At 57.0% G+C, this 25,405-nt stretch carries 24 protein-coding genes and 2 pseudogenes; 17 read left to right on the top strand and 9 right to left on the bottom strand.

Translation table 11 applies throughout. The annotated features are described in order from the left end of the window. Nucleotides 1-222 precede the first annotated feature (222 nt). From JBO08_RS15490 to JBO08_RS15465, 6 genes are all read left to right on the top strand, one after another. Nucleotides 223-756: an ATP-dependent zinc protease gene (locus tag JBO08_RS15490; protein ID WP_065873905.1), complete on the top strand. Its 534-nt coding sequence runs from the start codon at nt 223-225 to the stop codon at nt 754-756. Between the two features lie 5 nt (nt 757-761). Continuing rightward, nucleotides 762-2,294 (top strand): inactive transglutaminase family protein, encoded by a 1,533-nt coding sequence (locus tag JBO08_RS15485; RefSeq protein ID WP_049711983.1) that lies wholly within the window; start codon nt 762-764, stop codon nt 2,292-2,294. Next, nucleotides 2,294-3,280: an alpha-L-glutamate ligase-like protein gene (locus tag JBO08_RS15480; protein ID WP_065873906.1), complete on the top strand. Its 987-nt coding sequence runs from the start codon at nt 2,294-2,296 to the stop codon at nt 3,278-3,280. Before JBO08_RS15485 ends, JBO08_RS15480 begins: the two co-directional genes overlap by 1 nt. Nucleotides 3,281-3,369: 89 nt before the next feature. Beyond that, nucleotides 3,370-4,713: an aminodeoxychorismate synthase component I gene (gene pabB / locus JBO08_RS15475; RefSeq protein WP_220074814.1), complete on the top strand. Its 1,344-nt coding sequence runs from the start codon at nt 3,370-3,372 to the stop codon at nt 4,711-4,713. A gap of 228 nt (nt 4,714-4,941) precedes the next feature. Continuing rightward, complete coding sequence (locus JBO08_RS15470) at nt 4,942-5,244, top strand: type II toxin-antitoxin system HigB family toxin (RefSeq protein WP_065873908.1); 303 nt, start codon at nt 4,942-4,944, stop codon at nt 5,242-5,244. After that, on the top strand, nt 5,244-5,600 hold the full coding sequence (locus JBO08_RS15465) for a type II toxin-antitoxin system HigA family antitoxin (RefSeq protein ID WP_065881286.1): 357 nt from the start codon (nt 5,244-5,246) through the stop codon (nt 5,598-5,600). The genes JBO08_RS15470 and JBO08_RS15465 overlap by 1 nt, the downstream gene beginning before the upstream one ends. Nucleotides 5,601-5,801: 201 nt before the next feature. Here JBO08_RS15465 and thrH read toward each other — a convergent pair whose 3' ends face one another. After that, complete coding sequence (gene thrH / locus JBO08_RS15460) at nt 5,802-6,419, bottom strand: bifunctional phosphoserine phosphatase/homoserine phosphotransferase ThrH (protein WP_049711978.1); 618 nt, start codon at nt 6,417-6,419, stop codon at nt 5,802-5,804. A gap of 153 nt (nt 6,420-6,572) precedes the next feature. On the opposite strand from thrH, the gene JBO08_RS15455 reads away from it, so the two are divergent. From JBO08_RS15455 to JBO08_RS15445, 3 genes are all read left to right on the top strand, one after another. Beyond that, on the top strand, nt 6,573-7,307 hold the full coding sequence (locus JBO08_RS15455; RefSeq protein ID WP_065873909.1) for a phosphoadenylyl-sulfate reductase: 735 nt from the start codon (nt 6,573-6,575) through the stop codon (nt 7,305-7,307). A 469-nt stretch (nt 7,308-7,776) separates the two neighbouring features. Then, entirely contained in the window at nt 7,777-9,303 is a 1,527-nt protein-coding gene (locus JBO08_RS15450) for an NCS1 family nucleobase:cation symporter-1 (RefSeq protein ID WP_220074815.1), read from the top strand. A 13-nt stretch (nt 9,304-9,316) separates the two neighbouring features. After that, a complete protein-coding gene (locus JBO08_RS15445) occupies nt 9,317-10,045 on the top strand; it encodes an aspartate/glutamate racemase family protein (protein WP_065873911.1) in 729 nt (242 codons plus the stop codon). 104 nt (nt 10,046-10,149) lie between these two features. Here the strand turns inward: JBO08_RS15445 and JBO08_RS15440 are convergent, their stop codons facing one another. Further along, nucleotides 10,150-11,073, bottom strand: a complete 924-nt coding sequence (locus JBO08_RS15440; protein ID WP_065889830.1) for a LysR family transcriptional regulator — start codon at nt 11,071-11,073, stop codon at nt 10,150-10,152. 125 nt (nt 11,074-11,198) lie between these two features. Between JBO08_RS15440 and JBO08_RS15435 the strand changes: the two genes are divergently transcribed. Then, nucleotides 11,199-11,945 carry a 3-oxoacyl-ACP reductase family protein gene (locus JBO08_RS15435; RefSeq protein WP_065946250.1) on the top strand — a complete coding sequence of 249 codons (747 nt, stop codon included), beginning with the start codon at nt 11,199-11,201 and terminating at the stop codon, nt 11,943-11,945. Between the two features lie 149 nt (nt 11,946-12,094). On the opposite strand, the gene JBO08_RS15430 is transcribed toward JBO08_RS15435, so the two are convergent. Then, nucleotides 12,095-12,784: an HAD-IA family hydrolase gene (locus JBO08_RS15430; protein WP_065873914.1), complete on the bottom strand. Its 690-nt coding sequence runs from the start codon at nt 12,782-12,784 to the stop codon at nt 12,095-12,097. Nucleotides 12,785-12,892: 108 nt separating this feature from the next. Between JBO08_RS15430 and JBO08_RS15425 the strand changes: the two genes are divergently transcribed. Together JBO08_RS15425 and JBO08_RS15420 are read left to right on the top strand one after the other, a co-directional pair. Next, on the top strand, nt 12,893-13,258 hold the full coding sequence (locus JBO08_RS15425) for a DUF2784 domain-containing protein (protein WP_065873915.1): 366 nt from the start codon (nt 12,893-12,895) through the stop codon (nt 13,256-13,258). A gap of 54 nt (nt 13,259-13,312) precedes the next feature. Beyond that, nucleotides 13,313-13,891 (top strand): DUF4337 domain-containing protein, encoded by a 579-nt coding sequence (locus JBO08_RS15420; protein WP_220074816.1) that lies wholly within the window; start codon nt 13,313-13,315, stop codon nt 13,889-13,891. 282 nt (nt 13,892-14,173) lie between these two features. On the opposite strand, the gene JBO08_RS28305 is transcribed toward JBO08_RS15420, so the two are convergent. Next, nucleotides 14,174-14,410, bottom strand: coding sequence for a hypothetical protein (locus JBO08_RS28305; protein WP_309304240.1), 237 nt, complete (start codon nt 14,408-14,410; stop codon nt 14,174-14,176). 288 nt (nt 14,411-14,698) lie between these two features. Between JBO08_RS28305 and JBO08_RS15410 the strand changes: the two genes are divergently transcribed. The 3 genes from JBO08_RS15410 (at nt 14,699) to JBO08_RS15400 (ending at nt 16,948) form a co-directional block, all read left to right on the top strand. After that, on the top strand, nt 14,699-15,331 hold the full coding sequence (locus JBO08_RS15410) for a hypothetical protein (RefSeq protein WP_220074817.1): 633 nt from the start codon (nt 14,699-14,701) through the stop codon (nt 15,329-15,331). 40 nt (nt 15,332-15,371) lie between these two features. After that, on the top strand, nt 15,372-16,412 hold the full coding sequence (locus tag JBO08_RS15405; protein ID WP_065881298.1) for a DMT family transporter: 1,041 nt from the start codon (nt 15,372-15,374) through the stop codon (nt 16,410-16,412). Nucleotides 16,413-16,612: 200 nt separating this feature from the next. Next, a complete protein-coding gene (locus JBO08_RS15400; protein ID WP_065881300.1) occupies nt 16,613-16,948 on the top strand; it encodes a hypothetical protein in 336 nt (111 codons plus the stop codon). An 89-nt stretch (nt 16,949-17,037) separates the two neighbouring features. Here JBO08_RS15400 and JBO08_RS15395 read toward each other — a convergent pair whose 3' ends face one another. Next, nucleotides 17,038-18,102: a 2,3-butanediol dehydrogenase gene (locus JBO08_RS15395; RefSeq protein WP_225930709.1), complete on the bottom strand. Its 1,065-nt coding sequence runs from the start codon at nt 18,100-18,102 to the stop codon at nt 17,038-17,040. Nucleotides 18,103-19,182: 1,080 nt separating this feature from the next. Here JBO08_RS15395 and JBO08_RS15390 point away from each other — a divergent pair. Together JBO08_RS15390 and JBO08_RS15385 are read left to right on the top strand one after the other, a co-directional pair. Beyond that, a complete protein-coding gene (locus JBO08_RS15390; protein ID WP_220074818.1) occupies nt 19,183-19,410 on the top strand; it encodes a hypothetical protein in 228 nt (75 codons plus the stop codon). A 2,192-nt stretch (nt 19,411-21,602) separates the two neighbouring features. Further along, the gene (locus JBO08_RS15385; RefSeq protein ID WP_220074819.1) at nt 21,603-22,616 is read left to right on the top strand and encodes a hypothetical protein; all 1,014 of its coding nucleotides are present in this window, start codon (nt 21,603-21,605) and stop codon (nt 22,614-22,616) included. On the opposite strand, the gene JBO08_RS15380 is transcribed toward JBO08_RS15385, so the two are convergent. The 4 genes and pseudogenes from JBO08_RS15380 to JBO08_RS15365 all read right to left on the bottom strand — a co-directional run. Further along, complete coding sequence (locus JBO08_RS15380; RefSeq protein ID WP_220074820.1) at nt 22,581-23,552, bottom strand: phage baseplate assembly protein V; 972 nt, start codon at nt 23,550-23,552, stop codon at nt 22,581-22,583. The two genes, JBO08_RS15385 and JBO08_RS15380, sit on opposite strands and share 36 nt — an antisense overlap. Next, complete coding sequence (locus JBO08_RS15375; RefSeq protein ID WP_220074821.1) at nt 23,525-24,229, bottom strand: hypothetical protein; 705 nt, start codon at nt 24,227-24,229, stop codon at nt 23,525-23,527. The genes JBO08_RS15380 and JBO08_RS15375 overlap by 28 nt, the downstream gene beginning before the upstream one ends. Next, a pseudogene (locus JBO08_RS15370) lies at nt 24,226-24,462 on the bottom strand (DNA-binding protein); the annotation flags it as partial. The pseudogene JBO08_RS15370 and the gene JBO08_RS15375, both read right to left, overlap by 4 nt. Next, nucleotides 24,462-25,403, bottom strand: a pseudogene (locus tag JBO08_RS15365) (phage tail protein); the annotation flags it as partial. The pseudogenes JBO08_RS15370 and JBO08_RS15365, both read right to left, overlap by 1 nt. Nucleotides 25,404-25,405 lie beyond the last annotated feature (2 nt).

Here is a 25,405-nt window from a genome sequence, read left to right as displayed (position 1 = left end):
AGATAGTCAAAGAATAAATCAACATTGTCGACAATCGTCTAATAACCGCTGCTGAACTCGTGCAGGGCATGGCCGCCTGCCAGCGCTGGCGCCAAAAAAGCATCATGTTAGAATGCTCGCCGTATTTGCCTGACATCACTAGATGAAACGGCGCACGAGGGAGCTTGCGCAGTAATGCCAGTCGCCTTGAATCAAACATCGCACTGCACCGCCTCAGGATTTATGAGACTCAAGCCCTTCCCCCTGTTCTGCCTATTGTTCATGCCAGGCCTTGGCACCGCTGCCGAGAAGACCGTGTATGGCCTCAACGAATACGCCCAATTGGCCGGCATTAACCTGGAAGTCGCCGCCAAACTGGACACCGGTGCCAAGACCGCGTCCCTCAGCGCCCGCGACATCAAGCGCTTCAAGCGCAACGGCGAATCCTGGGTTCGCTTCTACCTGGCCATCGACACCGCCCATTCCCACCCCATCGAACGCCCCCTGGCCCGCGTCAGCAAGATCAAGCGCCGCGCCGGTGACTACGACCCCGATGAGGACAAGAACTACACCGCCCGTCCAGTGATAGCCCTGGATATCTGCATGGGCACCGCTTTACGCAGCATCGAAGTGAACTTGACTGACCGCAGCGCATTCCAATACCCGCTGCTGATTGGCTCCGAAGCGCTGAAACGCTTTGATGCGCTGGTCGACCCCAGTCTTAAATACGCAGCGGGCAAACCCGCTTGCGCCGCCGACGCTCATACCGCCGAGTAAAACGAATGCGCTCTCTGACCCTGCACCTGAAAATCCTGATCGCCATCCTGGTGGTGCTGGGTATTTCGGTCACCGCCTATCAGATCTTCGTGCTGGGGATCCCCGTTACCGAGGACGCCACCGACGACTTGTGGAACATCGACGCCAAGGTCGAGTTCGTCGCCAACCCGAAAGATCCCGTGAAAATCCAGATGTTCGTGCCGCCCTTGAGCCGCGACTTCGTCAGCCTCAACGAGAGTTTCATCTCGAATAATTACGGCGTGAGCGTCAACCGCACCGACGGCAACCGCAAGGTCACCTGGTCGGCACGCCGCGCCAAGGGTAACCAGACCCTGTATTACCGCCTGGTCCTGACCAAGCGCTACAGCGGCGAAAAGGTCAAGGTCAAGGGCCCCACCTTCCGCGACAGCATTGCCGTCGAAGGCCCGGAGAAAATCGCCGCCGAAGCCCTGCTTGCGCCGATCCGCCAGCACTCGGCCGACGTCGAGACCTTTATTACTGAAGCCATCAAGCGCACCAACAACCTCAACGACGACAACGTGAAACTGCTGCTCGCGGGCGATCCGTCGACGCCGCACAAAGCCAAGATCGTCGAATTGCTGCTGTCCATTGCCCACGTGCCGGTGGAAAAAGTCCACACCATCCGCCTGGTCGCCGACCAGCCGCAAAGCCCGGAACTGTGGCTGCGCAGCTTCAACGGCAATGACTGGTTGTACTTCAACCCGGAGACCGGCGAACAAGGCCTGCCCGCCGACCGCCTGCTGTGGTGGACAGGCGATGAAAACCTGATCACTGTCGATGGCGGCAAGAAGGCCATGGTGACCTTCAGCTTGAACAACAGCGAAATGAACGCGATTCGCCTGGCCAAGCTGACCGACGAGAACACCGACGCCAACTTCCTCGAGTACTCGCTCTACGGCCTGCCGCTGCAAACCCAGCAGACCTTCATGATCATGGTGATGATCCCGATTGGCGTGTTGGTGATTTTGATCCTGCGCAACCTGATCGGCCTGCAGACCTTGGGCACATTCACCCCGGTGCTGATCGCCCTGGCGTTCCGCGAGACGCAGCTGGGCTTCGGGATTGTGCTGTTTACGATCATCACGGCGCTGGGCTTGTCGCTCAGGTCGTACCTGGAACACTTGAAGCTGCAGATGCTGCCGAGGTTGTCGGTGGTGTTGACCTTTGTGGTGGTGCTGATCGCGGCCATCAGCCTGTTCAGCCACAAACTGGGGCTGGAGCGCGGGCTGTCGGTGGCGCTGTTCCCGATGGTGATTTTGACCATGACCATCGAACGCCTGTCCATCACTTGGGAAGAGCGCGGCGCCAACCATGCGCTGAAAGTGGCGATTGGTACGCTGTTCGCCGCATCCCTGGCACACCTGATCATGAGCGTGCCGGAACTGATCTACTTTGTGTTCACCTTCCCGGCGATCCTGCTGATTTTGGTGGGCTTCATGCTGGCCATGGGTCGGTATCGCGGCTACCGCTTGACCGAGCTGGTGCGATTCAAGGCCTTCTTGAAGGCTGATCAGTAATGTTCGGATTCTGGAAGACCTGGAAAGCGCTGGAAGCGCGGGGGATCATGGGCATCAACCGGCGGAATGCCGACTACGTGCTCAAGTACAACAAGCGCAGCCTGTACCCGATTGTGGATGACAAGATCATCACCAAGGAACGCGCGCTGGCGGCCGGCATCCATGTGCCGGAAATGTACGGGGTGATCTCCACCGAGAAGGAAATCGACAAGCTCGACGAGATCCTCAAAGGGCGCAGCGACTTCGTGATCAAGCCGGCCCAGGGCGCCGGCGGCGACGGCATCCTGGTGGTGGCGGACCGCTTTGAAGGGCGCTATCGCACGGTGTCCGGCAAGATCATCAGCCATGAAGAAATCGAACATCAGATTTCCAGCATCCTCACCGGCCTGTATTCGTTGGGCGGCCACCGTGATCGTGCGCTGATCGAATACCGCGTGGTGCCCGACCAGATCTTCAAGAGCATCAGCTATGAAGGTGTGCCGGACATTCGCATCATCGTATTGATGGGTTACCCGGTGATGGCCATGCTGCGCTTGCCGACCCGCCAATCGGGCGGCAAGGCCAACCTGCACCAGGGCGCCATCGGTGTGGGGGTGGACTTGGCCACGGGCCTGACCCTGCGCGGCACCTGGCTGAACAACATCATCACCAAACACCCAGACACCACCAATGCGGTGGATGGCGTGCAACTGCCCAACTGGGACGGTTTCATGAAGCTCGCAGCCGGCTGCTATGAGCTGTGCGGGCTGGGTTACATCGGCGTGGACATGGTGCTGGACCAGGAGAAAGGCCCGCTGATCCTGGAACTGAATGCGCGACCGGGGCTGAATATCCAGATCGCCAACGACTGTGGTTTGACCTTGCGCACCCATGCGGTGGAGGCGCGGCTGGAAGAACTGAAGGCAGCCGGCGTGACAGAAACTCCTGAGGAGCGGGTTAAGTTTGCGCAGGAGATGTTTGGGCATATTCCGCCTGTAGAAGGCTAAGCGCTCCCACATTTAGACTGCGCTCTAGGATCAAACCCTTCGTGGGGACTACAATCCCCTCCCCCACGCCAACAGCTGATCCACCCCGCATGTCGACCTGTTCCGTACACCCGCTGCCCTACCGGGCCAACCCCGCCGAGTATTTCGCGGTCATTCGCCACGCGCCTGGTGCCGTACTGCTGGACAGTGGCCGGCCAGCGGCTGAACGCGGGCGGTATGACCTTCTCAGCGCTTGGCCGCAAGCGACGTTGACGGTGTCGCCTGATGAAAGCGGTGGCGATTTCCTGCAACGGTTGCGGGAAAATCTCACGCAGCTGGGTGAGGCGGATTTGCCTGTCGAGTATGAGCTGCCATTTGCCGGAGGCCTGATCGGCTACCTGAGCTATGACTTTGGTCGGCACCTTGAGCAGATGCCGCACCTTGCAACAGACGACCTGCACCTGCCGGATGCGCGCTTTGGGCTGTATGCCTGGGCGCTGGTCAGCGATCACCACACGCAGACCAGCCAGTTGGTGTTTCATCCGGCACTGGCCGATAGCGAGCAGCAACGGTTGATTGCGCTATTCAGCACTGGCGCTATCGACGCGCCCGCGTCCTTCAAACTTCACGGCCCCATGGCCCCGGACCTCACCGCCGAGGCTTACCGTCAGGCCATCGTGCGCATCCAGGATTACATTCAGGCCGGCGACTGCTACCAGGTCAACTTCGCCCAGCGTTTCCGTGCACCGTGCATGGGCGATCCATGGGTCGCCTACTGCGCCCTGCGAGAAGCCTGCCCGACACCGTTCTCCGGGTTCCAGAGCCTGCCGGACGACGGCGCGGTACTGAGCCTGTCGCCCGAGCGCTTCGTGCATATCAGCAAGCGTCGCGTCGAAACCCGCCCCATCAAAGGCACCCGCCCCCGTGGCCTGACGCCCGAAGAAGACGCCGCCAACGCCGCCGAACTGCTGGCCAGCCCCAAGGACCGCGCCGAAAACCTGATGATCGTCGACCTGCTGCGCAACGACCTCGGCCGTACCTGCCGCACCGGCTCGGTGAGCGTGCCGGAGCTGTTCAACCTGGAAAGCTACCCCAACGTCCACCATCTGGTGAGCAGCGTTATCGGCGAGTTGGCCGACGACAAAGACGCTCTCGACCTGATCGCGGGCAGCTTTCCCGGCGGCTCGATCACCGGCGCACCGAAGATCCGTGCGATGCAGATCATCGACGAGCTGGAGCCTACTCGACGCGGACTGTACTGCGGTTCTTTGGTGTATCTGGATGTTAGGGGGGAGATGGACAGTTCCATCGCCATCCGTAGCTTACTGGTCAAGGAGGGTCAGGTCTGCTGCTGGGGCGGCGGCGGGATCGTGGCGGATTCGCAGTGGGAGGCGGAATATCAGGAGTCGCTGACGAAGGTGCGGGTGTTGTTACGCACTTTGGAAGGCCTGTAATAACCAAGCCCCTCCAGGTTTCGGGTGCAGCGCTGGTCGGCAGGAAAAAGCCTGAATCAGAACGTCTATGGACGGAGTTTGCGCTGGTAGATAGCGTCCAGCCCCGACCGTCCACTGGCCGTCTGTGAGGGATCACATGAAACGACTGCTTACTCGTCAGAAATTATTTCCGAGATTGCATCTCAAACCAACCGCACCTATCATCTCCCAAATTGGGAGGTTTCAGCGATGCGGATAATCGCTCTCTCCACCCTACGCATATTTTGGGAAAGCCACTGCGCCTATTCCGACGCAAAAACACCCCTGGTCGAGCTGTATCGCCATATGGAGAAAGCAACGTACCCAACGCCGCAAGCGCTCAAAGCAGAGCTTAGAACAGCAAGCATTCTTAAAAGTGGCAGGGTTGTCTTCAACGTCGGTGGCAACAAGTACCGAGTAATCATGGCGATCGATTATCAGCGACAGCTTGGGTTCATACGCTTCGTAGGAACTCACGCGCAGTACGATCAGATCAACGCGGAGACCGTGTGATGAACATCAAACCGATTCATTCCCAAGAGGATCTAACTGCAGCCCTCGCTCGTGTGGAGCAAATATGGGGAGCGGAAGTCGGCTCACCCGAAGGTGACGAGCTGGAAGTCCTCGCAATACTCATCGAAAAATATGAGGCCGAACATTATCCAATGCCCCCTTCGGACCCGGTGGAGGCGATCAAATTTCGCATGGAGCAACTGGGCATGACCGCCCGCGATCTGGAACCCTTTATCGGCACCAGTGGGCGGGTGTCAGAGGTGTTGAACCACAAGCGCAAGCTCAGCTTGTCGATGATCAAGCGCTTGCACGAGGGGTTGCGCATTCCTTATGAGAGCTTGCTGGCAGGGGTTTAGGCGGTGAACGTGCTGGCCTCATCGCGGCATAAGTATCCACACATCTTGAGGGAGCCCTCTGCTACGCAATTTCACATTGAAAATGTGTAGATACCTATGCCCATCGCGGGCAAGCCCGGCTCCCACATTTGATCGGGTTCACATCATTCAAATGTGGGAGCTGGCTTGCCTGCGAAGAGGCCATCAGCCGCGCTGAAGGACCTACAAGCTCAACTGCCGATTCGAGGCCTTGATGAACTCTTTCTTCAAGTCCTCAAACGTATGCACCGCCGGAAACTGCGGGAACTCGCGAATCACGTTCTCCGGCGCATGGAACAAGATCCCACGGTCGGCCTCGCCCAGCATGGTGGTGTCGTTGTAGGAATCGCCGGCGGCGATCACGCGGTAGTACAGGCTCTTGAAGGCCAATACCGACTGGCGCTTGGGGTCTTTCTGGCGCAGTTGATAACTCACCACGCGGTCGGTTTCGTCGGTGATGAGGCGGTGGCAGAGCAGGGTCGGGAAACCCAGTTGGCGCATCAGCGGCTGGGAGAACTCGTAGAAGGTGTCTGACAGGATCACCACCTGGAAGCGCTCGCGCAGCCAGTTGACGAACTCGATAGCGCCGTCCAGCGGCTTGAGGGTGGCGATCACTTCCTGGATGTCGGCGAGCTTGAGCCCGTGTTCGTCGAGGATGCGCAGGCGTTGCTTCATCAGCACGTCGTAGTCGGGAATGTCCCGGGTGGTGGCCCGCAGGGATTCAATACCGGTTTTTTCGGCGAAGGCGATCCAGATTTCCGGAACCAGTACCCCTTCCAGGTCAAGGCAGGCAATTTCCACAAGACACTCCCATTTAGATGTTGTTGATTGAGCGGGCAAAAGGACTGCCGAACTCTAGCGACTCACGCTCGCCGCCGCAACGCAGGGCGGATTTTGATACCATCGCTCCCCTATAGAGCGCTCAGCGCCACTGACCTGTAGGAAACCGTCCTGATGAACCAAGCCTTCGACGTCGTTGAACTCGCCACGACTTACGCCAACAAGTCTGCGCAGGACATTCTCAAGCTGGCGTTCAGCCAGTTCGGTGATGACCTGTGGATCTCCTTCAGCGGCGCCGAGGACGTGGTGCTGGTAGACATGGCCTGGAAGCTGAACAAGAACGTCAAGGTGTTCAGCCTCGACACCGGCCGCCTGCACCCGGAGACCTACCGGTTTATCGAGCAGGTGCGCGACTTCTACAAGATCGACATCGAGTTGATTTCACCGGACCAGAGCAAGCTGGAGCCCTTCGTTAAAGAGAAGGGCCTGTTCAGCTTTTACAAGGACGGCCATGGCGAATGCTGCGGCGTGCGCAAGATCGAGCCGCTGCGTCGCAAGCTCTCCGGCGTAAATGCCTGGGCCACCGGCCAGCGCCGCGACCAGAGCCCGGGTACACGGAGCCAGGTGGCGGCACTGGAAATCGACACGGCGTTCTCTACGCCGGAGCGCACCTTGTACAAGTTCAACCCGCTGGCGCAAATGACCAGTGAGGAGGTTTGGGGTTACATCCGCATGCTGGAGCTGCCGTATAACAGCTTGCATGAGCGTGGTTTCATCAGCATTGGCTGCGAACCTTGCACGCGTCCGGTGTTGCCGAACCAGCATGAACGCGAGGGGCGTTGGTGGTGGGAAGAGGCTACGCAGAAGGAATGTGGGTTGCATGCGGGGAATATCATCAGTAAGGCTTGATGCCTGGCGCGATATGAAAATGTGGGAGCGGGCTTGCTCGCGAATGCAGTGTATCAGTCACTTATTCGGTGAATGACACACTGCATTCGCGAGCAAGCCCGCTCCCACATTTGTTTTGTGTTGACCCCTAAAATGTACACAAAGATGTAACCATCGGTGCCATATATGTGTGCGATCCTCCTTGATCCGCACCATAACGTAACACCTCTACTCGCCCTCTGTTTCCCATCGCGATCCGTCGCTTTCCCACAGAAAAATAAATAGCTGTTCAAACGGTCAATTTATATCGCTTTTAATTCAGCTAGTTATTTCAAAATTCTACAAAAAGGAAATTATCCGCCGTTTTCATAGATCGAAAACTGGCACGCATGTGGCTTAAGGTGAAATACGCTTTGTATACAATAAATACAAAACCTACATACACTTTGCCATCCGCGGCCCGACTGCTGATGTGCTGGAGCCTGCCGGAATGCGTACTAGCCTCTCGAATAACATCGCACTGGATCCGCCCTCCTCCCTGAACCCCGAGGCCACACGGCCGGGCCCGCTGTTACTCAGCCCGCGCCTGCATAACAAGGACCTGGCGCCCACCAAGGTCGAAGGCCGGCGTTGGGGGCGCTACAGCATCTTTGCGTTATGGACCAACGACGTACACAACATCGCCAACTATTCGTTCGCCATTGGCTTGTATGCATTGGGCCTGGGCGGCTGGCAGATCTTGTTGTCCCTCGGCATCGGTGCGGCGCTGGTGTACTTCTTCATGAACTTGTCGGGCTATATGGGGCAGAAGACCGGCGTACCGTTTCCAGTGATCAGCCGCATCAGTTTCGGCATTCATGGCGCACAGATTCCGGCGTTGATCCGCGCGGTGATAGCGATTGCCTGGTTTGGTATCCAGACCTACCTGGCCTCCGTGGTTTTCCGCGTATTGCTGACGGCGATTCATCCAGGCTTTGCCGACTATGACCACAACTCTATCCTCGGTCTGTCCTCCCTCGGCTGGGCGTGTTTTGTGGCGATCTGGCTGGTGCAGCTGGTGATCCTGGCCTACGGCATGGAAATGGTGCGCCGCTATGAAGGCTTCGCCGGGCCGGTGATTCTGCTGACGGTGGCTTCACTGGCCGGTTGGATGTATTTCCAAACTGGCGGCAACATCGCCTGGTCGATCCGTGAACCGCTGAGCGGTGGCGAGATGTGGCGCAATATCTTTGCCGGCGGCGCGCTGTGGCTGTCGATCTACGGCACGTTGATTCTCAACTTCTGCGACTTCGCCCGCTCCTCGCCATGCCGCAAGACCATCCAGGTCGGCAACTTCTGGGGCCTGCCGGTGAATATCCTGGTGTTCGCCGCAATCACGGTGCTGCTGTGCGGCGGGCAATTCCAGCTCAATGGCCGGGTGATCGAAAGCCCGACCGAGATCATCGCAGCCATCCCTGATACCGTGTTTCTGGTACTCGGTTGCCTGGCGTTCCTGATCGTCACCGTGGCGGTGAACATCATGGCCAACTTTGTCGCGCCCGCCTTTGTGCTGAGCAACCTGGCGCCCAAGTACCTGAACTTCCGTCGCGCCGGGTTGATCAGCGCCACCGTGGCCGTATTGATCCTGCCGTGGAATCTCTACAACAGCCCGCTGGTGATCGTGTATTTCCTGTCTGGCTTGGGCGCACTGCTGGGGCCGTTGTACGGGGTGATCATGGTCGATTACTGGTTGATCCGTAAAAGCCAGGTGGATGTGCCGCAGTTGTATAGCGAAGACCCCCGTGGTGTTTATTACTACAGCCACGGGGTCAATTTACGTGCGGTGGCGGCGTTTGTTCCTGCGGCAGTGATCGCCATTCTCCTGGCCCTGCTGCCCGGTTTCGCCAGCGTCTCACCGTTTTCCTGGATGTTTGGCGCCGGTATTGCAGCGCTGCTGTATGGGCTGATCGCCAAGCGCCAGCCGTTCTACGCCGATGTCAGCGGCGAAAGCATTGCAGTCGATAACGTCAGTCACTAATCAAGGACATTCCATGCGTATCCTCGTGGTCAACGTCAACACCACCGAATCCATCACTGAAACCATCGCCCAGCAGGCACGAGCCGTGGCCGCGCCGGGCACCGAGATTGTCGGGCTCACGCCCTACTTCGGCGCGGAGTCGGTAGAGGGCAATTTTGAAAGCTACCTGGCGGCCATCGCGGTGATGGACCGGGTGATGGCCTACGACCAGCCGTTCGACGCGGTGATCCAGGCCGGCTACGGCGAACACGGCCGCGAAGGTTTGCAGGAGTTGCTCAACGTGCCGGTGGTGGACATCACCGAAGCCGCCGCCAGCACCGCGATGTTCCTGGGCCACGCCTATTCGGTGGTCACCACGCTGGACCGTACTGTGCCGCTGATCGAAGACCGCCTGAAACTCGCAGGTCTGTACCAGCGTTGCGCCTCGGTGCGGGCCAGTGGCATGGCGGTGCTGGAGCTGGAAGAAGACCCGTTGGCGGCGATGGAGGCTATCGTGCGTCAGGCCGAACTGGCCATCCGCGAGGACAAGGCCGAGGTGATCTGCCTGGGGTGTGGCGGCATGGCCGGGCTGGATGAGCAGATTCGCCAGCGCACCGGGGTGCCGGTGGTGGATGGCGTGACTGCAGCGGTGACCATTGCTGAGTCCTTGGTACGGTTGGGGTTGTCGACGTCGAAGATCAGGACGTATGCGACGCCGCGGCCGAAGAAGGTCATTGGCTGGCCGGGCCAGTTCGGCCGGTAGACCGAGGTGTGGCCATCGCAGGCAAGCCAGCTCCCACAGGGGAATGCATTTCAAGGTGGGAGCTGGCTTGCCTGCGATGGCCGCGACGCGGTGTGTGAGTGCAATCAAATGGCACTGAATCGCTGGCTCAGTTGCTGCTCGGCGAACTGCTCAATGATGAAGTCCACAAACGCCCGGGTCTTGCCGGGCAGCAGTTTGTGTTCGGCGTAGTAAATGGAGATGTTGCCGTCGTCGACATACCAGTCGGGCAATACTCGCACCACAGCGCCACTGTCGAGGAACGGCACAGCCATCGGCATACTCACCAAGGCAATGCCCAGGCCCTGGGCGCTGGCGCAGCAGGCGGCTTCGGAGTCACTCATGGTCATCCTTGGCTTGAGCACCAACGGGCGTTGCTCTCTTTCACTGCTGGTCAACTGCCAGGAGCGGATGCGACCGGTTTGTGGTGAGCGGATCAGGATTCCCGTGCAACGTGCCAAGTCTTCAGGCGTGTCTACCGGCGGTCGTTGCGACAGGTAATCCGGTGAGGCCACCAACACTCGGTGCGCGGGCGTGAGCTTACGGGCCACGACGCCCTGGGGCAGCTCAAAGCCACCGCCGATGGCCGCGTCAAAGCCTTGTCCGATCAGGTCAACCTGGCGGTTATCGAAATGCCAGTCCGGGCTGATGTCCGGAAAGCGCCGCATGAACGCTCCCAGCAGCGGCACCACATAGCGATTACCGAACACCGGGCCCATGCTGACCTTGAGCGTGCCCACCGGCCGGCCTTCGGCGCTGGCCAGGTTGGCCACGGCGTTCTGGATGGTGGTGAGGCTACCGCTGACTTCTTCGAGAAACAGTTTGCCGGCCTCGGTCAGGGTCAAGCGTCGGGTGCTGCGCTGGAACAGACGCACACCGAGACGCGCTTCCAGCTTGGCAACGCTTTTACCTACCGCTGCAGGGGTCAGGCTCAGGTGCCGCGCCGCCTCTGCAAAGCTGCCCCCTTCGGCGCTGCGCACAAAGCATTCGATACTGCCAAAGCTTTCCATTCCATCCACTCTAAACTTTTGGCTTACACAGACTATAGCAATCACGGTCTACCGACAGTGACGGGTGAGGTCGATACTCGGTTCCAACAACAAGGCATCCCGCCTTGAACAGCTAGGAGATCGACATGACCACACAAGACCTCAGCGGTAAAGTCGCCTTGATTCAAGGCGGTTCCCGCGGCATCGGCGCCGCCATCGTCAAGCGCCTCGCCGCACAGGGTGCAGCGGTTGCCTTTACCTACGTCAGCTCGGCCGCCAAGGCCGAAGCATTGCAGAACAGCGTGATCAGCGAAGGCGGCAAAGCCCTGGCGATTCATGCCGACAGCGCCGATGCCGACGCGATCCGCAACGCCGTCAACGCCACTGTCGAAGCCTTCGGGAGCCTGGATATCCTGGTGAACAACGCCGGCGTGCTGGCCATCGCGCCGCTGGAAGACTTCAAGCTGGAAGATTTTGACCAGACCTTGGCCATCAACGTACGCAGTGTGTTTATCGCGACCCAGGAAGCCGCCAAGCACATGGGTGAAGGTGGCCGGGTGATCAACATTGGCAGCACCAACGCCGAGCGCATGCCATTTGGCGGGGGTGGCCCGTATGCAATGAGCAAGGCGGCGCTGGTCGGTTTGACCAAAGGGTTGGCGCGAGACCTGGGGCCTCGTGGGATTACCATCAATAACGTGCAGCCTGGGCCGGTGGATACTGATATGAACCCGGCGAACAGTGATTTTGCCGAGAGCTTGATTGGGTTGATGGCGGTGGGCAGGTATGGGCATGTCGAGGAGATTGCCAGCTTTGTGGCCTACCTCGCAGGGCCGGAGGCTGGGTACATCACCGGTGCAAGCTTGACTATCGATGGTGGCTTCAGCGCCTAGATTGTTGGAACACTGCAAACCAAATGTGGGAGCGGCGGTGCGACGATTCGACTTGCTCGCGAAAGCAGGGTGCCAGTCACTGGATACATCGACTGGTACACCGCTATCGCAGGCAAGCCAGCTCCCACATTTTTTTGACCGCGTTTTGGTCAGGGGAGCGGCGGCAGGCCGTAGGCGGCCAGGTCGAAATCCGCGAGCTTGCGAATGATCTGGTCGGCGTGGTGGTACTTGCTGTCGGCCATGGCTTCATCCGGCACGGCGATGGCAGTCATGTGGGCAGCCTTCGCGGCGGTCACGCCGAAGGGCGAATCTTCGAATACCAGGCAATCCTCGGGCGCGACGCCCAGGCGGCGGGCAGCGGTGAGGAAAATGTCCGGCGCAGGTTTGGCCGCGCCGACTTCCGGGTCGTCAGCGGTGACGATGGTGTCGAACAGGCCAAACCACTCGCGGTGCAACGTGGTTTTGTGGCCGAACGAATTGCGCGACGAACTGGTGCCCACAGCGATCGGGATATTGTGTGCCTTCAAATGCCGCACCAATGCTTCGGCGCCGGGCATGCCCAAGGCCTTGGGGAAGCGCTCGCTCATCAGCGGTTCACGGATCTCGAGAAACTCGGCCGGTGTGATCGGCAAATCCAGCGCCTTGACCACGTAGTCGGCCAAATCCTGAGCGCCACGCCCGATGATGTGCTGCTTGATGCTCCAGTCGTAGGTACGGCCGTAGCGTTCGGCGATGATCTGCGTGACTTCGGTGTAGATGCCTTCAGTGTCCAGCAACAACCCGTCCATATCGAAAATCACGGCCTTGATCGGACCGACTGCGCTACGCGGTGCATTCATCACTACAGAACCCTGGAGGAAGGACTAAAAGGATTCAGCACAATAACGGCCACGCTTGTCAGCTAGCAACCCTTTAGACTATCCACCTCCCCTTTCGAAGTGTCCGCGATGCTCTACCGCCTAGCCGCCGACAGCCTGGTGCTGTTTCACCTGTGCTTTATCCTCTTTGTTCTGTTCGGAGGCCTGCTCGCGCTTAAGTGGCGTAGTGTGATGTGGTTGCACTTGCCCGCTGCTGCATGGGGCGTGGCCGTCGAGGTGTTTCACCTGCCTTGCCCATTAACCCGTTGGGAAAACCTGTTTCGTCATCTCGCCGGGCAGGACGGTTATGGCGGTGGGTTCATCGAGCATTACATCCTCACACTCATCTACCCCGCCGGGCTGACCCCACAGATCCAGTTGGGGCTGGGCGCGCTGGTGCTGATGATCAATATCGCGGTGTATGCGCGGTTGATCCGGCGTTACGTACAGGCTTGAGACAGCTTCGCTGGTGAAGAATCAGACTCCCTCATTCCCTTCACAGACGCCGCCATGTCCGAAGCCTTCGAAGTCCCCAGCCCCCACGAAAAACACATCGAACACACCACCGAACATGCCCACGGCCGCGGGGACAATTTCGCCAGTCGCATCGCCGTGATGACCGCCCTCATGGCCACCCTTGGCGCCATGCTCAGCTACCAGGCCGGCTCCACCGAAAGCGAAGCGGCGATGGACAAAAACAACGCCGCCATCTTCAAGACCGAAGCCGCCAACCAGTGGAATTACTACCAGGCCAAATCCAGCCGACAAAACCTCGCTGAACTCGCCACGCACATTCCAGGTGTGGACGCGGTGCATTACAAGGAAGAGATCGAGCGCTACAAGGGCCAGAAGGACGACGTGCGCAAGCAGGCCGAAAAGCTTGAAGCCACGTCAAAGCAATGGGATGAAAAGTCAGATCAGGCGCTGCACCAGCATCATCGCTGGGCCCAGGCGATGACTGCGATTCAGATCGCGATTTCGTTGGCGGCGATTACCTTGTTGACGCGTAAGGAATGGCTTAAACGCCTGTCGTATACGGCCGGTGGCATAGCCGTGGTGCTGGGCAGCCTGGCGTGGCTGCATATCTGACATAGCGCAGGCCAAAGGTAGGCGCTGGCTTGCCTGCGATGACCATAGGTATTGATGGTGCGTAGCAGCTGTCGAGCCCCAGCGAGGCTGCGTTTGCTGCCTGTCTGCCCCCCCCCTGACGCAGCCTCGCCGGGGCTCGACAGCTGCTACGCCGGGGGATGGCTAAAGATGTGTAGATACCTATGTTGCGATGACGGACCATCACTCAACATCATAGTTGACTGTCACACCGTAATCGCAGTCTGGCCAGCTACCAGATCTACTGCCTTGCGCAGGGCTGAATCAGGCCCGATTCGCCGCACTGCTGTGGTGGAAGTACAAGTAAGCCAGCCCAACCGGCGCAATGAAAATAGCCATGCTCCAGCAGATCGCCATGGTGAACACCTTGACGGTCAGCATCAGAATCGCATTCACGAAGAACACGTTGTTGCCAAAGATGTAATCCATGATGCTTTCGTAAACGAAGCGTGCGTAGGGGTAAAGCACGCTGTTGACCACGCAATAAAACAGAGCACCCATTGTGAACACTCCGGTTTTCGAGTGGGTAAGCGCGGTATATATCAGCACGGGAAAAATCAGCCCGAACAGAAAATTGCGAATGTAGTACTGGGCAGAAAGCCCGCCGAATGTCTTGCGAAGCACCGGATGCATTTAGATCCCTCTGAATGGCGTGTTGGAAAGGCGGCGACCTTAACAAGTCTTAGAATTCATGACCAGCATTTGTAAGCCCTTTGCCATCACACCGCGATAGAGTAAAACCTCAAACAAATCCGTCCCGTTTATCCATCTATCTACAAGGAAGTACTCATGCGGATGCTGTTTTTATCACTCTGCTATTTGTTGATCACCGCCTGTGCAAGCAACCCGGCGACACTGTTTGAAGAGCAAGTCAAAAACAGCACCACGCCGTTAGCGCAAACGCCCGCCGAGGCCATGCATAACACCCATGCGGTGCCCATGCCGGTCGACCCAGGCTGGCGGCCGCCCCAGTGGAAAATCACCGCCGCCGAGCCGCGCATCCTGATCAACGGGATACCCTCGAACTATCGATTGTTCAGCGTTGCCTTAACCAAAGACACACCCTTCCATATCGACGTTAACTCCTGGTGCGTCAATGCGTGCCTGGGGTTCAGCAAATACGCCCTGAACCCTTATTTGATCCTGATGGACGACCAGAGCAATGTGCAGGCGGAAGGCTTTGGCAATGCGACCGGCATAGTGGGAGTCATCAGCCAGGTGTTGAAGGGCACGGTGAAAAACAGCGGCACTTACTACCTGATTGTCGCGGCGGATAACCGGGCGCCGGGAGAAACCATTGTTATCGACAACGTACTGCTGATGGGTGCGGCGGCGAGCCCGATAGCACCGTTGCGGATTGGGATGGGCAGCTATCCGTTTGGGTCGGTGGGGCCGTTATTGAACACGCAAGGGACACCCTGAACGAGCGGCGTACCATGGGCCTGACTTTCGGAGGCGCCCCATGAACCTCAGCATTGTTTACGCACTTGCGGCAGCTGCCCTTTTCGGCGCCAGCACCCCACTCGCCAAAAGCCTCGGCCTGGGCCTCTCTCCCATCCTGCTCGCAGGGTTGCTATACCTCGGCAGCGGCCTAGGACTCGCCGCCTTACGCCTTATCCGTGATCGCGGCTGGAAACCTTCCGGGCTGACGTCCTCGGAGTGGCCCTGGTTGCTGGGTGCCATTGGGTTTGGCGGCATCCTCGGGCCGGTTGCGTTGATGTTTGGCCTGACACGCACTGCCGGAGCGACCGCCTCCTTGATGCTCAACCTTGAATCGGTGCTGACCGCCGTTATCGCCTGGCTCGTGTTCAGGGAAAACGCGGATCGACGTATCGTCCTGGGGATGATCGCCATTGTGTTGGGCGGCGTGGTGTTGTCATGGTCCGACGGCGGCGGCACGGACCACGATTGGACGGGGCCGTTTGCGGTTGCCGTTGCGTGCCTGTGCTGGGGGATTGATAACAACCTGACGCGCAAGGTGTCCGCGTCTGACGCGCTATTTATCGCGGGCGCCAAAGGGTTGGTTGCTGGACTGGTGAACTGCAGCCTCGCGCTTTATCTGGGGGCACAGATTCCAGGTGCGGCGCAGCTCGCGCCTATCTTGCTGGTTGGGCTCCTGGGCTACGGCATCAGCCTGGTTATGTTTGTGCTGGCGCTACGCGGTCTGGGCAGTGCGCGTACGGGGGCTTATTTCTCCACGGCGCCGTTCCTGGGTGCAGTGATTGCGTTGCTGGTGTTGGGTGAGTCGGTGTCGGCGGCATTCTGGATTGCGTCGGCGCTGATGGCCGTTGGCGTGTGGCTGCACCTGACGGAGCGGCACTCGCACGATCATCAGCATGAGGCCACGGAACATGGGCATCGGCATGTGCATGATGAGCACCATCAGCATGAACATGGGTTTGAGTGGGATCCCACGATGCCGCATAGCCATGTACATGTGCACACTCCGATGAAGCACAGCCATGCGCACTTTCCGGATGTGCATCATCGGCATAGGCATTAAGGTTTGGGTTTGTCACGGAGGCCGTAAGTCGAGCGGGTGAAACGATGACTTTCACATTGTTCTCCTGACTGTTTTCCCGATGACAGGCAGGTATCGGAACATGAAATCTTCAGGCGATTGATTTCAATATGTTGCCCGAGCAATTAGAGTAGCGCCCCCTCGAGAATTGGATCTCGATATTTCGTCCATGGAGTTACACCGTGAAGTACGTCAGTAAAGCAGTTGCCGCAGCCGTTCTTGGTCTCGCCCTCGCAGGTTGCACCGGCACCGCCATCAAATCCCCGCAATACGACAGCAGCCAATACACCGTGCTGGGTCACAGCGAAGCCAGCGCCACTGGCATCATGCTGTTCGGCATCATCCCGATCGGCCAGAACAGCCGTTTCGTTCGCGCCCAGGATGCTGCCATCAAGGCAAAAGGCGGCGATGCGCTGATCAACACTCAGATCCAGGAAAAATGGTTTTGGGCGTGGGTGCTGAGCGGTTACACCACCAAGATTTCGGGTGATGTGGTTAAGCTGAAAACTGCACAGTAAAGCGGCACGCATAAAAAAACACCGGGCATTGCCCGGTGTTTTGGTTTTTTGAATGTGGATTTAATGCATTAGGCCGCCCATCACTCGTTTCAGACTCGAGCGGGTGACACGATGATTTTCACATTGTGCTCCTTGTTGTTGACCAGCTCCTCGAAGCCCTGACCCACGATCTGTTCCAACTGAATGCGCCCAGTCACCAGCGGCGTGATGTCGAGCCGGCCATCCGCGATAAAAGCGATCACGTCAGCGAACTCACCGTTGTAGGCCAGTGCCCCCAGTACCTGCTTTTCCGTGGCCACCAACTCGAAAAAGTTGAACTCGCTGGGCTCCTCGAAAATCCCCACCAGTACGCACTTGCCGGCCTTGCGGATCAAATCGATCGCGAGCTTGGCCGTGTGTTTGTTACCGATGCATTCGAAACTGACATCCGCCCCGAGCCCACCCGTCAAGCGTCGTACCTCAGCCAGAACGTCGCATTGGTTGGGATCGAGCACATGCGTCGCCCCCACTTCCAGGGCCTTGGCCTTGCGCGCTGCGGACATTTCCAGAGCGATCACCTGAGCCGCACCCGCCGCCTTGGCACACATGATGGTACACAGGCCAATGGTGCCGGCACCGACCACCACCACGTGTTGCCCGAGCAGGCTTCCGGCTTTTTTCACCGCGTGCATGCCCACCGCCAGCGGCTCGATCAGTGCCCCTGCTTCAGCCGGAAAGTTCGCCGGCAACTTGTACAGCAGGTTGGCTGGCACATTGACCAGTTCGGCGAAGGCACCATTGTTCATCAACCCAGTGAACGCCAGGTTCTCGCAAATGTTGTACAGCCCGTGAGTGCAGTAGTAGCACGTGCCGCAATGTTGGCACGCATCGGCCGCCACCGGCTCGCCGACACTGAAGCCCTGCACGCCGTCACCGAGTTCGACGATCTCGCCACAAAACTCATGACCGAGAATGCACTGGCCCTTAATCCCGGTCAGCGGGTGCGGAGCGTCAACCGGTATGAACACCGGCCCCGCCACGTACTCATGCAAATCGGACCCGCAAATCCCGCACCATTGCACCCGGATCTGCACCCAACCAGCAGGCGGAGAAATCGGCAGCGGAACGTCCTCGACGCGAATATCGTTGCGGCCGTGCCAGACAGCGGCACGCATGCTGCGTTGCGGTTTGATCGAAAGGGTCATCGCGACATCTCCTTGAGACGGTTGGTCCTGGCGCCCCGCAACCGTCCGCCGGCAGGGGCCACAGTGCTATTGCACAGCGGCCAAAACCAGTCGATTGAGCAGGACATCGGGCACTTCTTTTTATTATTGGTTGACCAGTCGGGCTGGGTGCTGGAGCTAGAGCAAGGTGGGTGCCAGATCCGCAAAAACACCTGGATAACCCTTTGTTAGAGCGGTGGGATGGGTACTCAAGGATGGCGGGAGTCGGGTTCAGATGAGACGCTGCAGGTCAGGGCGCACGAGGTAGCCACGAGAACGTGAGACGTTGCGTCTCAGCGCCAGGCCCGAGGAATGAAGCAAGTTGGGATCAATGAAGACGGCCACTCCAGCAGCCCGTGTTCCCATGGATATTCCCAAATGGGCTTTTTTGGCCCCCTGAAAACACAAAACCCCTGAAAACTTTTACGTTTTCAGGGGTCTTGTCGTTTCGAATGTGGCGGTGAAGGAGAGATTCGAAACTACCCGAAAAGGAACTTTCATTATGCAAGTACCCGGTTTACGCGGGCTGTAGCGATGCCCCCCCTCCCAAATAACTGCATTCTCAGTCCCATGGCGGTCCCATGAGTTTTGCACCAAGTTAGTGCGTGAGGGTTGAATGGGTTGAAAAACGGCATGTCTTCCGATTTATGTTGAGGCATGGGAAAAAGGTAATATTGGTAATACACTTTATAAAAAAGCATAAACCCCTTTAATTTCAATGGCTTGATCGATATTTAGAAAGGTAATAATTTGGTAATTCATAGGTTAGGTAATTACCTTTTCATCGGGTAATTCCTGATGTGCTCAATCCCCAGCAAAACCGGGCACGTCGGCAAATATTACCTCTGCTATTACCAAATATTACCCCTTAGGGTAATGTGTCAAACCCAGGAAATACGCGGGCTGTAGTAGGTTTAACACCCTTCCTAACCAAAATTACCTTTTTCCCAGCTCTGGTTCCAAAATAGCCGTCAAATGTGCAGGCCCTGGAAATGGTGGCTAGTCTGAGTTGTAAAGAACAGGAGCCTTCGTATGGCACATGAATATTCGCTATCAGATATGCTTGAGAGAATGTATCAAAATCAGTTGGCCCTAGAAGCAGCCTTGATGGAACTCACGCTTCGCCTCGAGCAACAGGGCTCGGTAGAGACAGGCGAAAACGTCCGTGGGGCCTTAGAGGCGATTGGTGAGAACGCCGGGCATATAAAGCAAGGTTTGGCGCGCCTCAAGGGATCAGGACCAGGTCAGGCGACTCCATAGATATTCAAATGCGCATCAGCTCTCTGCGCCCCGATAGCTGAATGAGAACACCCGTAGTTACATATTGCCACCACGTGCTAAAATTGTTATAACTTATATGAAAATCAAATATAACCATAGAGAAAAACATGGACGACAGCCCGGACAAACTACGAAGAAACGTAATGTTAATATGCTGCATAATTATTTCTATAGTTATGTTTGATTTCAAAATCGAACCATCCGGCTCTTTTCTCAGCATCATCAAAATAGGGAACATAAGCCCAATTAAACTCTGGCTGTCGTTATCCACCCTACTTATTTATTTTTTCCTGAGATACATATACTCCGACCAGATAACCACAGACACAAAAAGAATGAAGAAAGATTATGCACAACTTCGCCTGAAGAGCACATATAAATTAATTAACAAACAGATAAAAAGATACCTAAACACTGGCAAGCAACCCTCTTACTTAATTAAAGCACTACCACCACTAAACCTTCGCCAAATACATCTTACAGAAAAACCCAAAAAGTTTAGAGTTTCATTCACAGAGGTTGAAAACTATTCTAACGGTGCCATAAAACTAACCTATAGAAAAGCTACAGAACAACTAGGTAGACCCCACACTGTAGAAACCCTTAACAACCTTACGTTCGTCATTCCGAAAAAAAATCAAGCTCTAGCATTCGCCTCAACAATTGCTCGCACCGCTACTATATCAAAAAGCTCGGTTGACCTTATCACTCCAATTTTTCTATCTGCAATCAGCTTCATAGTATGCATATACAACATAACAAACTTATTACGAGTCTAAATTAATACCGACCACTAGAGGGTGAAATGATGTTTCACGTCCTATTCTCAGACGAAACACACATGGAAATAATTGGTCAATTCTCCCTCCCTCAACCAGACACAGAAAATATGGGAGAAGTTCATACCTGGGATATTCGATGGAAAGCTTGGTGTGAAAAAATCGGCACACCAGAACCAGAAATCACGGAGAAGTGGGAACATGAATAAACAAGTGTGGCCCGTCATTTAGGGGCCATGTGAGAGCCATCGGAACATTGGGACAGTCGGAAATACTGTGAAATGCTGATTGCTCTGTAATAAGCCTGTATGCACTGCCCCGCTTGATCTCTAGCTCTCGAATAGCATTTTCCCGAAGCAACTCACAATGCTTCGATTGGAGCAGTTATGATTTTAAAAACACTCTGTTTTACCAGTTTTTCGTCCTGTGAATCACGCGCGCCGGGGCTCTGACGGATATCCCACACCATCACGCTTCTTGGCACACTATGCAATTGTTTGACATTTTTCTACAAAGCCTTGCAAACCGTGCAATGCACATCCACACCTGCGAGCCTATAGCAGGCTTGGCCTGTGTGCCTGATTGCACAACATTGGCCTTTGCACAAAAAACATAGGTAGGACTCGTCGGCGGGAGGGGGATAAGTGATTCTCTGGTCAGTTTTTTTTCCAAGCGTGCAGATTTCCCGCGAAAGGCGCCGCACCTGGTCGGAGACGCCGATACAAACAAGCCACTTCTGAAAGACTGTATACACATACAGAAAGAAGAAGGGCACATTACATGGTCGCGCATCAGATACAGCTGATTACCGTACCAGAGTGGTACGAGCTCCTACAGGACGTTTAAACACTTCTGCCGGCACCCCAGAAGCATCACCGGAGCTTTTGCACCAAGCCTATGCGCTGCGCGATGCTCACGCGATCGATGCAGGCACCCTAGCCGAAATGGTGGCGTTGGCGGAAGAACCGCTGGTGTATGCAGATGATTCAGCATCAAGACCATTGGTGAGCGGGAGCAAGGTCATGCGGATGTTGGTTACACCCATGCGGGTCCGAGGTGTGGACCTGTCACCGGAAGAGCGTCGCCGGTACCAAGCAATGAAGGGAGATGTGCGAGTGATCTGCGCGCAAGACGACCGAATGGGACGGGCTACGAATCTGGCTGAGATCCACCCGGATATGCCGATGCAGCCCAAGCCGCTGCCGCCGCTATACGACGCAAAGCTATCCGTTATGCCCACAGCGGGGTTCGTACTAAGCAGGTTTGAGATAATCGACGGCTGCGCCTATGCGCAAACCTGGTGGTGCAGGCTGGCCTAATCTCACAATGCTATCCATATATGAATAAGTTATCCTTCAGTTTCCGGCGCCCTGCCCTTAAGGAGTTATCAAGTTGGAAATTGCAAAATTAATTGCAGTATTGATTTTTCCTTTACTAATACCTGTTGCCGGGTTATTTATCTTGGCACGTATGCGTGGTCGCCGAAGCTTGAAATTGCTGGAATTTTACAGATTTAAGCCAAATGAAAGCTTGCTACACCAATCGGGATTCTGGCTAAGTATTTTTATCCCGGTATTTTATTTCATCGGATTTGGTCTGATTGCATGGCAAGGTTATGACTTGCTTCTTACAGGCCCAGGTCTTCAAACTTTTATCTCGATAAGTACACTGCCACTCGCATTGCTGTCAGTTGCTATCCCCGCAGCGGCAATCGTTGCGAGCTTTCATTCAACTGAGCAAACAGCTGCTCAGATAAGGCTTACATCATATTATTCTCACAAGAATGATTTCTATGCTCATCTCGATAAAACTGGAAAACATAATTATCTGGAGCGCTTCGAAGTGGCCCACAATGTGCACCCCGAACTTTATCTCATATTTTTCGATGGCAGGCCGGAAGAGGGCGTACCAAGGCTGAATCTCGACCGATTCAAAGAAGTCGAAAGCATGCTTTCAGATGCACGCAAGTATATTCACCTCTTTTTTGAAGAAAAGGAGTATGACAATGCACTGGATCTATATCTAGGCAAAACATGCCCAGCGCTAAGAAAAATCATGAGGCGATTTTCTTTTCGGGATGTTTTAGCAGCGCTAAAAGACAAGAGTTCGACCTATGACTGGTTCGGAGATGTGGGGTGGACTGTAGGCGATAGCGCTGCCGACCTTATTGCAGTTTATCGTTACGCTTTGATCTGGTACCTCGACCTCTGCAGTGCCGCTGGTTATAGGTCTCCAGATTTCACTCGCTTCGCTTGGTCAATATCTTACTTTGAAACCACCGATGGGTTTTTATCAATGAAAGGATCTAAGTACATCGAGCAGATTCATCGCGACGATATAGCTAAATTCAAGCCTATTCAGCCCGGAGACTTAGAGCGTGATCTCACTAACCAAGAGGGCTGCTGAACTTGTTCTTAATGCAAATAAAGAGAACGCACTCGCATTGTTTGGTGGCGGCGTAGGGCCGTGCGCATGAGTTGCGATCTGCTCGTTTATCTCCGATAGTAATTGGAGCGTGTCCAGCACTACCTGCAGAATGTTTAGCTCCTCGGAGCCAACCCACGTTTTCGGCGCCTGCAGGCGCTGACTGACCTGCGCCACACTCCGACGCAGGCCCTGAATCTGCTCCTCCATATCGCCACCCACCCTGGCGTTGTGCTTCTGCCCCACCACCAGGTTCAAATCCCGTCCCGTGGCCTGGTGTAAATCATCTACCGCCGCCAGGCTCGCAGATCCGCCCGACAGCAACTTGAGCGCACCCAGCGCCTCGACCTTCTTTATCCCACCCACCGACTCGGTTGAATGGTCGTCCACCGTCCTGGTGTGGCTCTGGAAGCTCTCAGTGTTCTGCATCGCCTCCACTTCCCGTTCGATCGCCTTGTCCTGGATCTTGCCATCCGTTTGGCGTAGCCAGTTGCCGTCGGCGTCGACGCGCTGCTGACAAGCCTCGCTGTGCTGCCACACCTGGTCACCCTTCGGCACCCGGGGCAAGCTCAGGCCGTGGGGCAGGATCTGCGTGATAAAGGGTTTATGTGGCAGGCCGTATGCAAAGCTGACCACAACGGTGGTGCCCTCCTCCGGGAAGCCGAACATGCCCGCCTCTTGCCCCCCCATCGGCGCCGGTAGTGGCAGGCCAGTCAGAATGGGCAGCGCGGGATCTGGCTCGCCATCGGGTAGCAGCACTTCCACGTCGACGCCAAAGCGCGGCCGGAAGTCGTCGCACAGCCCGGGCGCCGTCGGCGCATCGGGTACGGCCACCACTCGGCCTAAGCGTGGCAGGTGGTAGCCGCCGGTGAGTTCGGGGAATTGCCGCTCTACGCTGCGACGGATTGCGTCGTCCATTTGATCGCCATTTGGTTGCCGGCAAGGGTCACGCTGGTGATCCTTTCGCCCTGGTTGATGGTTGCACCTGGTCGCAGTCCTGGAAGGGCCGCGATCATTGCGCTCTGGTTGCCCTGGTAACCGTCGAACAGTTCGACGGGCAGCTGCAGCGGCGGGCGGATGCCAAAGAAGCTGTCGACCCAACTGCCCACGAACACTTCGCCATCGCCCTGCTGCTGCCAGATGAAGTCGGGGATGTTGAACACGCTGGCCAGGCTGTCCATGGCCAGGTAACCGGCGGCCAGGCTATAAAAGAATGGGGCCTTGACCTTTGCGTAGGGCTTGTCGGGCACGCGGAAGCGCAGGCCAGTCTTGTCGCTGACCTCGGCCAACACGCCCTGCAGGTCGACGTGACGCAGGTTCAGCGGCATGGGCTGCGACAGAATCGCCGCCAGTTCGCGGCAGATCAGGATCTGCTGCACGCTGTTGATTGCCGTCGACCGCTCGACAAAGCCAATGAAGTGGCGCTGCAGAGGACTGTCGTTGTAGCCGACATCGAGCGTCACCAGGCCTTTGACCGGGGCGCTTGCCTGTACGGCGAAAGTCGCCCGGCCGGGGCTCTTGATATCCAGCCGCACTTCGCCCTTGATCAATGGGTAAGGCGTGCCGCTGATCGTGAGTACTTGGTGCAGTTTCATGGTGTTGGAGCCAACCAGTTGTCGACCTTTTTCAAGGTTCGTTCAAAGCCGCTCAGCTCCTCGGGATTGCCGGTGCCGTCGCTACCGCCACCAGCGGCGCCGCCGACGGCCGAACCTGGGCCGGACTGCGACGTAACCTTGTTGCCGGCGCGGCGGTTCTCCACCCGCTCTGGGTTGGACAGTTTCTCCGACAGGGTGAACTGCACCAGCCAGGCGTTCAGCGAGTCGTCTTGGGCAGGTTGCCTAGATCCACATCCTCTTTAGTGGTGGACCGGGCGCGCAGATCGGGATAGTCGCCAACGCGGGCCGCAAAGTGCGTCACCAATGGTCCATCAATTGCTTCAACCGATCGGCGATCCGTGAGCGTGTTGCTGTTAACCAGGTCAGCGATGGCCACGCAGTAATGCCGCGCGCCGGCGCTGTCGGTGTAATCGACTTTGCCCGCGCCAAACACCACCTGCCAGGTGGCGACGACGTCGTTTAATTCGCGCTGCAGCGACACATCCAACCACGCGGTGGTGGGCAGTGCCGGCGGCACGATGGCCAGCACTGCCGAACGCGCAAGACGGATGCCCTCGACGTAAGCCGTACCCGGCTTGAGCTGGTACGCATTTCCAAGCTTTTCCACCTGCAGCGAGCTGCCGAAGAAACAGGCCCGGCCGAAAATATCGCGGTTGCTCTGACGCTCGCGCTCATCGATGCCGGCCAGGCGTACAGTGAAGTCGTGCTGCCAGGTGTTGGCATCAATGGTGATACCGGTCAGTACCTGCGCGCCGTCGAACACCACCAGGAAGTTGCGGGTCAGGTTGTTACCGATCTGCAGCGGCGGGATGTTGCGGCGCTTCTGCTGGATCGGCACATAAGCCACGGCGAACAGCGTGCCTTCGGTAGTTTCCAGGCCGATCCAGTTGAAGTCCCAGTCACCGACATCCGATCCAATCTGCGAGCTGTAGACCACCTGGTTAGGGTTCACGTAGCCGGCGTTGTCGTCGGGGATCACGTAGGTGTAAACAATCTGCGCCGCTGCGGGCTTGGCGGCGGCACGATCAACCGGGCTGCTGGGGTCTAGCCCTGGCAAGTTGGCAAAAATAAACTTGGTGACTTTCAGCCCCGCGCCGGCGGCTTGTTTCTGCGCAATCAGGCTTTCACCTGCAAGGGTAATGCTGGCTCCCATGG

This window comes from Pseudomonas sp. LAP_36, assembly GCF_019456785.1.
Lineage (GTDB): Bacteria > Pseudomonadota > Gammaproteobacteria > Pseudomonadales > Pseudomonadaceae > Aquipseudomonas > Aquipseudomonas tritici.
Note: the sequence above shows the minus strand (reverse complement) of the source record. Positions and strands in the feature narration are given on the sequence as shown.